Annotated in this window: 2 protein-coding genes; both read left to right on the forward strand. The window is 68.2% G+C overall.

Translation table 11 applies throughout. The features are described 5' to 3' along the window. Nucleotides 1-233: 233 nt before the first annotated feature. The gene (locus ACGFU7_RS47970; protein ID WP_393705110.1) at nt 234-1,442 is read left to right on the forward strand and encodes an IS110 family transposase; all 1,209 of its coding nucleotides are present in this window, start codon (nt 234-236) and stop codon (nt 1,440-1,442) included. A gap of 41 nt (nt 1,443-1,483) precedes the next feature. Next, the gene (locus ACGFU7_RS47975; protein ID WP_393705111.1) at nt 1,484-1,894 is read left to right on the forward strand and encodes a hypothetical protein; all 411 of its coding nucleotides are present in this window, start codon (nt 1,484-1,486) and stop codon (nt 1,892-1,894) included. Nucleotides 1,895-1,945 lie beyond the last annotated feature (51 nt).

Genomic DNA, 1,945 nt, shown 5'->3' on the forward strand with positions numbered 1-1,945 from the left:
GGTCTGACATTGATACTCGTAGCGGGTTCCGGTGGTCGTGGCTCAGGGTCTGACTGACGTCCTGCTGGGCTGTCCTGCGACTGTTCTGTCCGGCTGCTGGGATCCGTTCTCCATGGCTCCGGCCGGGTGGAACATGACCTGATAGGAGCTTGGCCAGAGGCCCCCTCAATGTCCTGTCTGACCCACCCGGCCGGCGTCACCTCGGGCCCGGGAAGGCAGCTGACAGGATGACCGTGACGATCGCACCCGCCACCGAACTGGACGCGGTGTTCGGCGGAGTGGACTCCCACGCGGACACGATCCATGTCGCGGTCATCACCGACCGGGGCGGCCACGTCGCCGACGCCGAGTTCCCCACCACGTCGGCCGGATACGCCGCGGCGGTCGCGTTCCTGAACGCCCACGGCACGGTGACGGCCGTCGGTGTCGAAGGGACCTCCTCCTACGGCCTGGGATTCACCCGTGCCGCCCGCCATGCGGGCCTGACCGTGGTCGAGGTCAACCGGCCCGACAAGGCCGAGCGTCGCCGGATCGGCAAGTCCGACCCCATCGACGCCTACGCAGCCGCCCGGGCCGCGCTGTCCGGCCGGGCATCGGTCATACCCAAGGACGACACGGTCAGCGGGATACGCGCCCTCCACAACGCCGCACGGTCCGCCGTCAAGGCCCGCACCGCCACGTTGAACCAGATCGCGCACATCCTCATCACCGCTCCGGATGACATCCGAGTCAAGTACACCGCTCTGCGCGGCAAGACGCAGGTCGACGCGATCTCCCGACTCCGTCCCACGGGCGATGGACCGCGCGTCGCTCTCCTGACGGCTCTGAAGAGCCTCGCCCGCCGAGTTCAGGCCCTCAGCGCGGAACACGACGCTCTCACCACTGCCCTGGACGCTGCCGCCACCGAGCACAACCCCGGCCTGCGTGCTGCGTTCGGTGTCGGCCCCGACACCGCGGCCCAGCTGCTGGTGACCGCCGGCGGCAACCCTGACCGCCTGCGCACGGAGGCATCCTTCGCGGCCCTCTGCGGCGTTGCACCCGTCCCCGCCTCCAGCGGCAGGACCAACCGCCACCGTCTCTCCCGGGGCGGCGATCGCGGAGCGAACTCAGCCCTCTACCGCATCGCTCTCGTCCGCATGTCCAGCGACGCCCGCACCCGTGAATATGTCGCCCGTCAGACCGCCGCCGGACGCACAAAGAAGGAGATCATCCGCCTGCTCAAGCGGGCGATCGCCCGGGAAGTCTTCCGCTACCTCACCACGCCCGTCGCCGTCCCGGACATCGCCGACCTCCGGCCCGCACGCCAGGCCAAGAACATCACCCTCACCACCGTCGCAGAACACTTCGGCGTCTGGCCTGCGGTGATCTCGTGCCTCGAACGCGGCACACGCCGCGACGACGCCTTCGCAGACGCCTACCGCGACTGGCTCACCGCCGCTTAACGCAGCCACCCACCAACTCCTCGTCCCGAAGACGCCACATCATGGATGATGAGGCGATGTTCGTCCGCACGCAGAGCCTGCCGCAGACCTCGCAGCGGGCCATGACAGTTCGGGTTCACACCCCCATCGGGTCCGTGGTGGTGCTCTGGGGCGGTGCCCCGCAAGAGGCAGACGGCCAACACCTTGTCGAATGGACCGTCGACGACGACGTCCACTGGGGCCAGAACACCCGGCCGGCCTCTTCTGTCGAGGCGGAACTCCGACAGGAAGGCGACCGGGTGATCATGCGCGGCCTCCTCCACCTCACGGAAGACGGCGCCGGCCATCTACAGATGGGCCCCTGGTCCGTGCTGTTCGATCTGGCAACACCGATCCCCAGCGGCCTGGACGAGTCCTGGGTTGAGATCAACGTCCGATCCGAGAGCGTCACCCTTCACCCCTACCAAACCTGACCGGACCACCACCAGGTTCTCGGCCTCCCTTGACTACCAATAGGAGCATCA

Source organism: Streptomyces sp. NPDC048473 (genome assembly GCF_043200155.1).
Classification (GTDB): domain Bacteria; phylum Actinomycetota; class Actinomycetes; order Streptomycetales; family Streptomycetaceae; genus Streptomyces.

Coding starts and splice junctions, on each gene's coding strand:
- ACGFU7_RS47975 (WP_393705111.1), top strand. CDS start 1,484: ATGGATGATGAGGCGATGTTCGTCCGCACGCAGAGCCTGCCGCAGACC.